This window comes from Halomonas sp. 3D7M (assembly GCF_014897885.1).
Taxonomy (GTDB): Bacteria; Pseudomonadota; Gammaproteobacteria; order Pseudomonadales; family Halomonadaceae; genus Vreelandella.
Genome location: NZ_JABUZF010000258.1, coordinates 79,347 through 85,994, shown reverse-complemented (window position 1 = coordinate 85,994; position 6,648 = coordinate 79,347). Strand labels below are relative to the sequence as shown.

The window sequence follows — 6,648 nt, the reverse complement described above, 5'->3', positions numbered from 1 at the left end:
TTCGCCCAGCGTGGTCTTCAAGCCGTAGCCAGTGGGCGAGTGGCAGACCCGCGCGCAGGTGTCGGTGTTGTTGTTGCCGAACGCGGCGCGAATCAGCTTCTGCACCAAATAGGTCTCTTCGTTGGTACAGCGCGATGAGGTGATACCGCCGATGCTCTCGCGGCCGTGCTCGGCCTGAATCGCTTTCAAGCGGCTAGCGGCAAAGCGGATCGCCTCTTCCCAGCTGGCCTCGCGCCAGGGTTGGTCGATGCTGTCGCGGATCATCGGTGTGGTCAGGCGATCCGGGTGGGTGGCGTAGCCAAAGGCGAAGCGGCCCTTGACACAAGAGTGGCCATGGTTAGCATCGCCGCCCTTGTAGGGCACCATGCGTACCAACTGGTCGCCTTTCATTTGCGCTTCGAACGAGCAGCCCACACCGCAGTAAGCACAAGTGGTCACGACGCTGTGCTCGGGAACACCGTGGTCGATGACGCTCTTTTCCATCAGCGTGGCTGTTGGGCAGGCCTGAACGCAGGCACCGCAGGAAACACAGTCTGAATCCATGAACGAGTCGGCCTGCCCCGCTGACACCTTGGATTCAAATCCGCGGCCATCGATGGTCAAGGCAAAGGTGCCCTGCACCTCTTCGCAGGCGCGCACACAGCGTGAGCAGACGATGCATTTGCTAGGATCGAAACTGAAGTAGGGGTTGGTTTCGTCTTTGACGGCTTCAAGATGGTTCTCGCCTTCGAACCCGTAGCGCACTTCGCGCAGCCCCACACTACCGGCCATGTCCTGCAGTTCGCAGTCGCCGTTGGCGGGACAGGTCAGGCAGTCCAGCGGGTGGTCCGAGATGTATAGCTCCATCACATTACGCCGCAGCTTGGCCAGACGTTCGTTTTGGGTGGTCACCTTCATACCTTCAGCCACCGGTGTGGTGCAGGCCGCGGGCATGCCTCGTCGTCCCTCTACTTGTACCGCGCACAACCGGCAGGAGCCGAAAGGCTCCAGGCTGTCAGTAGCGCAGAGCTTGGGGATATTAATATCCGCCAGTGCCGCGGCGCGGAGTACCGAGGTGCCCTCTGGCACGCTGATGGTCACACCGTCGATATTGAGGCTCACCAAAGCAGCGTCAGCAGCCGAGGCTGGGAAAGGCGTACCGAGGTCTTTGTTGTACTCGACGTTGCTAGAGTGCTGACGGGGGTCGAAATGGTTGATCATGAGTTATCTCCGTTCGCCGTCCGCTGAAAATCATCAGGAAAATGCGCGAGGGCGCTTTGCACTGGAAAGGGCGTCATACCACCCATGGCACAGAGCGAGCCATCCACCATCGTTTCGCAGAGGTCATGGAGCAGGGCGAGGTTGGCCTCGCGGTTTTGGTTGGCGCGGATACGGTCAATTACTTCCACGCCACGGGTTGAGCCAATACGGCAAGGTGTACACTTACCGCAGGACTCCACCTTGCAGAACTCCATCGAGAAGCGCGCCTGTTCAGCCATGTCGACGCTTTCGTCAAACATCACTACGCCACCGTGGCCCAGTACGGCGCTGTCAGCAGCAAAGGCTTCGTAGTCCAGCGGCAAGTCCCACTGAGATTCCGGCAGGTAAGCGCCTAGCGGGCCGCCCACCTGCACGGCGCGTAGTGGTTTGCCGCTTAGCGTGCCGCCGCCGAATGTCTCCATCAGGGTGCGCAGGGTGGTACCGAACGCCAGCTCTACCAGCCCGCCGTGCTTCACGTTGCCCGCCAGTTGCAGTGCCAGCGTGCCTCGCGAGCGCCCCATGCCGTGGGTGGCGTAGGCCTCGGCGCCTTCGGCAAGAATGAAGGGTACGGCAGCCAGCGAGAGCACGTTGTTGACCACGGTGGGACGGCCAAATAGTCCTTCAATGGCGGGCAGTGGTGGCTTGAAGCGCACCAGGCCGCGCTTACCTTCTAGGCTTTCGAGCAGGGAGGTCTCTTCACCGCAGATATACGCGCCAGCGCCCAGACGCACTTCCAAGTGAAAGTCGCGACCGCTGCCCCGCAGGTTATCACCCAGATAGCCAGCTTGTTCGGCGCGGGCAATCGCCTCGTCAAGCACCTCCTTAGCAAGCGGATATTCAGAACGCAGGTAGATATAGCCCTGAGTCGCTTGCACCGCGAGCCCGGCAATCGCCATGCCCTCGATCAGCATGTAAGGGTCGCATTCCATTACCAGCCGGTCGGCGAAGGTACCGGAATCGCCCTCGTCGGCATTGCAGACGATATATTTCTGATCGGCAGGGGTGTCGAGCACGGTCTGCCACTTGATACCGGTGGGGAAGGCGGCCCCGCCGCGCCCGCGCAGGCCGGAGGCTTTGACTTCCTCGACAATATCCTGCGGTTCGCGCTGCAGCGCTGCCTCCAGGCCGCAAAAACCGCTGTGGGCGCGATAATCCTCAATCGACAGCGGGTCAGTAATACCGATACGCGCGAAGGTCAGGCGCTGCTGACGGGCGAGGTAGTCAATCTCCTCTGTGGGCCCCAGCGCCAGGGGATGGCTGACGTTACCCTCTAACAGGCCGCTGTCGAGCAGCGCCGCGACGTCGTTGACGGTGACGGGACCATAGGCGAACCGCCCAATAGGCGTCTCAACTTCCACCAGCGGCTCAAGCCAAGCAAGCCCGCGGGAGCCATTACGCACCAGGGAAATCGATTGGCCTCGGGCGGCTAGCTCTTTTTCCAATCGGTTGGCGACGGCATCAGCGCCCAGGGACAGTGCGGTGGTATCGCGAGGAACGAATATGCGGATGCTCATGCCATTATCTCCAGCGGCCGGGTTTGCAGCTCATCCAACAGTGCATCAAAGGCCTCAGGGGTTACCCGCCCGCGCACGCTGTCGTCTACACGGATGGACGGGCCGCAGGCGCAGTTGCCCAGGCAGTACACCGCTTCAAGGGTGATCTCACGGTCGCCGGTCGTCTGATGGTAATCGACCCCTAGGCGCGTCTTAGCATGGGCTTCGAGCTGGCGTGCGCCCACCGCCTGGCAGGCCTCGGCGCGGCAGATCTGAACCACGTGGCGGCCTGGCGGCGCGGTGCGAAAGTGGTGATAGAAGCTGATGACACCGTGTACTTCGGCGCGGGTTTGATTTAGCGCTTCAGCGATGATGGGGACTGCTGCCTCGGGGATAAACCCGAAACGATTTTGGAGGGCATGGAGGATCGGCAGTAGGGCGCCGGGCTTGTGCTTCAGGGCGTCGACTTCGGCCTGAATAGCCTGTGGTGCCCACTCCTGAGAATGGTTCATGGTGCCTGCCTCGCGACTGCTTATTATGTTTTAAATATGCACTACTTTTCATATTTAAAAAGGCGTGCATCACGGTTAAGACAAAGCTAGCATCAAGTTATCGACTTAAAAATATGAAATAGTGTGCCTATGAAAAGAATCAAGGTAACGCCCACCTGGTGCTTTAGCGATGACGATGGGCATCGGCTCGATACCAACCTTTTGCGCCTGCTGGGGGCAGTGCATCGTCATGGCAAGTTGACTCTTGCCGCCGAGGAAGCAGGGATTTCCTATCGTCACGCGTGGAATTTACTGCGCCAGGGCGGGGAGTTTTTTGGTGTCTCGCTTGTTGAACTTGAGCGTGGGCGCGGGGCGCGGTTATCGCCGCTGGGGGAAAAGTTGCTATGGGCCGAACAGCGAGCCACTGCTCGGTTAAGCCCACAGCTTGATAGCCTGGGATCTGAGCTTAATCTTGCTATCCAACAGCACCAGGAAGGTATTCAACCCGTTCTGCGCCTGCATGCCAGCCATGGTTTTGCGATAGAGCTATTGCCACAACATCTGGGTGAGCTCCAGCTAGACCTGCAGTACTGCAGCCCTTTGGAAGCGCTAGCCGCGCTTAACCGCAATAGCTGTGATCTGGCGGGCTGCCACCTACCCCGGGGTAACGTGGGTGAGAAGGCGCGACGCAAATACCGTCGTCTGCTCAAGCCCCGCAATCATCGACTAATGGGATTTATCGCACGTCAACAGGGGTTAATGGTGGCGCCGGGTAACCCACTGGAAATTGATGGCGTTGCCGCTCTGGCCAACAGGCCGGTACGGTTTATAAACCGTCAGGCATCGTCGGGTACCCGGGAGCTGTTAGACAACCTGCTGGCCGAAGCCGGCATTTCAGCAACCAACGTGGATGGTTACGAAATTGAGGAGTATACCCACTCAGCGGTGGCGGCCTATGTCGCTGCGGGAATGGCGGATACCGGCTTTGGTGTAGCGGCTGCCGCGCAACGGTTTGGGCTTGATTTTGTGCCGTTAGCCACTGAGGACTACGTATTGGCCTGTCACTATCACTCCTTAAAGGAGCCGAAGTTCGATGACTTCTTGCAGGCGTTACGTAGCGATTCCTTTCAAGAAGCGGTGCATCGTTTGCCGGGCTATAGTCCCCATCAATGCGGTAGTGTTATTGAAATTCCTGATTTCTTATGACGTTGGGGAAGGCGGTTCGACGTTTATCACCCAGTGTTTAGAGGCGGGGGCTGGCAGCGGCTGATGATGGCAATCGTGCCCACCATAAAAAACTGCGCTGCCCCAATAGGGGGCAGCGCAGTCAAAAATAGGTGGCTAGCGGCTTGCTAAAACGGGCCATCCTTGGCCACCACACCCCTACAGTGGACGGGTAGGCCGAAGATAACCTTAACGTAGGTTATGAAAGCGCAATTTTGCGCGTTAATTTGCTGTTCATAAACAAAAAGTACGCGAAGTGGTTAAAGTTGACACAGGTTAGGTCGATAAAAAACACATAAAACTATTAAAAATTCTTCCGTTGACCTACTGAGAAACACTTTATGGCTACTCCTCCTCCTGCTTCGACCTTGCCAAAACGGAACCTTAGCTTACAGGCTAAGGTGCTGATGCTTGTCCTACTGCCGCTTTTCATAGTGACCGCAGGGTTAGTCGCGTTTGACGCCTACGGACGCATTCAAAACACCCATGAGACGCTGGCGAATCAGCGTGAGGTGCTGATTGAAGAGCGCCGCAATGCAGTGCGCGATATTGTGCAAATGGCGACGTCCGCTATTTCCCCTATTTATGAGCAAGCAGGTGCCAATGATGAGGAAGCCAAACAGCAGGTAGCCGAGATCGTGCGCGCCATGCGCTTTGAAGGTAATAACTACGTTTTTATCTACGACTTCGATGGTAACAATATCGTGACGGCCCCTGCGCCAGAGCGTGAAGGTACCAACATGATGGACGTAAGAACCCCAGACGGAAATTACCTTATTCGCGATATTCTGCAGGTTGCCAAGAACGGTGGCGGTTTCCATAGTTACTTATGGGAGTACCCAAGCACCCGCGAGATTGAGCCGAAGCACTCGTATGTAGAGAGTCTAGAAAAGTGGGGCTGGATGATCGGTGCCGGGGTTTACGTCACCGATGTTGATGCGGTTGTTGCAGAACTTGAGGCGACCGCTAACGCGGATCTACGCCAGTCTATCCTGTTCGCTATTTTGTTGGGTGCCGCCTTGTTTCTAGCAGTGGCGCTGCTCGCATTTGGCTTTGTGCGTCGCACCGTCGGGCCGATTAAACGCACCGCCAGCGCTATGCACGATATCGCTCAAGGCCGTGGCGACCTTACTCGCCGCCTAGCGGTAGAAAGCAATGACGAGGTGGGTAACCTAGCGGTTCAGTTCAATGCCTTTGTCGAGCGCATGCAGGAAACCCTGCGTGATGTGCGCCGTAGCACCATGAGTGTTTATCATTCGGCGGGAGAAATCTCCCATAGTTCCGAGGAACTGGCCACCCGTACCGAGCAGGCTGCTGCCAACCTGCAGGAAACGTCGGCTTCCATGGAAGAAATTACCTCGACTGTGAATCACAGTGCAGATAATGCCCAGCAGGCCAATCAGCTGGTGCAGTCCACTGCTGAAGTAGCCCAACATGGTGAAGAAGCCATGGGACAGGTCGAGCGGACGATGCACGATATCAACGACTCGGCGACGCGTATCAGCGAAATCATCACCATGATTGACGCCATCGCTTTCCAAACCAACATTCTGGCGCTTAACGCCTCGGTGGAAGCCGCACGGGCGGGTGAGCATGGCCGTGGCTTTGCGGTCGTCGCGCAAGAAGTACGCACACTGGCTAGCCGCTCTAGCAATGCGTCAAAAGAGATTCGTACGCTGATTGATAGCTCTGTTAAGCACACCCACACCGGTGCCGAGCTAGTGCGTAAGGCGGGTGCGACGATGCATGACATTGTGGAAAGTGTCTCCAAGGTAACTGATGTGATCGGCGAGATTACGGCGGGTGCCAAGGAGCAAAGTAGCGGTATTGGCCAGATCAACACCGCCGTCGCGGAAATGGATACCATGACCCAGCAAAACGCTGCCATGGTGCAGGAATCCACTACAGCTGCTAGCAACATGCGCCGTCATGCCGAGCACCTTAATGAGCTGATCAACACCTTTGTGCTTGGCGACGATGAGCCACAAGCTTCATCGACACGGCCAGCGTTAAACCAACCGCGTCAGTCTCTGCCTTCTAGCACACCAAGTGCGCAACAGGCGCTCAAGCGCCCCGTGCTCTCTTCTAAGCCTGCTCCGGTTAACGCTGGCGAAGACGACTGGGAAGAGTTTTAAGCCTAACGCTATGCTCCTGCTGGCTGAAAATACGCCTTGTTAAACAGCCAGCAGTAGCAAACACGC

Annotated in this window: 5 protein-coding genes; 2 read left to right on the top strand and 3 right to left on the bottom strand. The window is 57.4% G+C overall.

What is annotated here, in order from left to right:
• From INT22_RS21295 to INT22_RS16630, 3 genes are all read right to left on the bottom strand, one after another.
• Positions 1–1,200, bottom strand: a 1,200-nt coding sequence (locus tag INT22_RS21295; protein ID WP_226912832.1) for a 2Fe-2S iron-sulfur cluster-binding protein, incomplete at its 3' end; no start/stop codon positions are given.
• The gene (locus tag INT22_RS16635) at positions 1,197–2,753 is read right to left on the bottom strand and encodes a formate dehydrogenase beta subunit (protein WP_193061112.1); all 1,557 of its coding nucleotides are present in this window, start codon (positions 2,751–2,753) and stop codon (positions 1,197–1,199) included. The genes INT22_RS21295 and INT22_RS16635, both read right to left, overlap by 4 nt.
• Positions 2,750–3,244, bottom strand: coding sequence for a formate dehydrogenase subunit gamma (locus tag INT22_RS16630; RefSeq protein ID WP_193061111.1), 495 nt, complete (start codon positions 3,242–3,244; stop codon positions 2,750–2,752). The genes INT22_RS16635 and INT22_RS16630 overlap by 4 nt, the downstream gene beginning before the upstream one ends.
• Positions 3,245–3,373: 129 nt before the next feature.
• On the opposite strand from INT22_RS16630, the gene INT22_RS16625 reads away from it, so the two are divergent.
• Both INT22_RS16625 and INT22_RS16620 read left to right on the top strand, forming a co-directional pair.
• Positions 3,374–4,429, top strand: coding sequence for a substrate-binding domain-containing protein (locus INT22_RS16625; RefSeq protein WP_193061110.1), 1,056 nt, complete (start codon positions 3,374–3,376; stop codon positions 4,427–4,429).
• Positions 4,430–4,788: 359 nt separating this feature from the next.
• Entirely contained in the window at positions 4,789–6,582 is a 1,794-nt protein-coding gene (locus tag INT22_RS16620; protein WP_193061109.1) for a methyl-accepting chemotaxis protein, read from the top strand.
• Positions 6,583–6,648: the final 66 nt, after the last annotated feature.

What these genes read in the sequence shown, in the direction of transcription:
- INT22_RS16630 (WP_193061111.1), bottom strand. Translation starts at nt 3,244, where the DNA reads ATGAACCATTCTCAGGAGTGGGCACCACAGGCTATTCAGGCCGAAGTC.
- INT22_RS16620 (WP_193061109.1), top strand. Translation starts at nt 4,789, where the DNA reads ATGGCTACTCCTCCTCCTGCTTCGACCTTGCCAAAACGGAACCTTAGC.
- INT22_RS16625 (WP_193061110.1), top strand. Translation starts at nt 3,374, where the DNA reads ATGAAAAGAATCAAGGTAACGCCCACCTGGTGCTTTAGCGATGACGAT.
- INT22_RS16635 (WP_193061112.1), bottom strand. Translation starts at nt 2,753, where the DNA reads ATGAGCATCCGCATATTCGTTCCTCGCGATACCACCGCACTGTCCCTG.